Annotated in this window: 1 protein-coding gene; it reads right to left on the bottom strand. The window is 61.0% G+C overall.

All coding sequences use genetic code 11. The features are described 5' to 3' along the window. Positions 1 to 237 precede the first annotated feature (237 nt). A complete protein-coding gene (locus AC1DIX_RS28115) occupies positions 238 to 387 on the bottom strand; it encodes a hypothetical protein (RefSeq protein ID WP_477328662.1) in 150 nt (49 codons plus the stop codon). Positions 388 to 395 lie beyond the last annotated feature (8 nt).

Here is a 395-nt window from a genome sequence, read left to right on the forward strand (position 1 = left end):
GGCCGGGGACGCGGCGGTGGCCGCGAATAGCCGGGATCGACGTCGACGGTGCAGGCCGACAGCAGCGGAATAAGCGCTATCAGCGCCAGCCGCCTGCCGGTTTTCAGATGGTTTCGGATGTTCGTCACAATTGCTCCCCCGTGCAAACAAATCACAGGGGAAGCCTAGTCGAAACAGTCAGCGCGATGAAGCAGCAAATGCAACTTCGCCGCTCCGAACAGGGCAGGGATGGAACCGTCAGTCGAAGAGACTGGAGACGGACTCTTCCTGGCTGGTGCGGTTGATGGCTTCGCCGATCAGATTGGCGGTCGTGATGACGCGGATATTGTGGGCCGACTGCACAGCCGTGGTCGGCTGGATGGTGTCGGTGATCACAAGTTCGCGCAGCTTCGACG

Source organism: Massilia sp. 05N420, assembly GCF_056397205.1.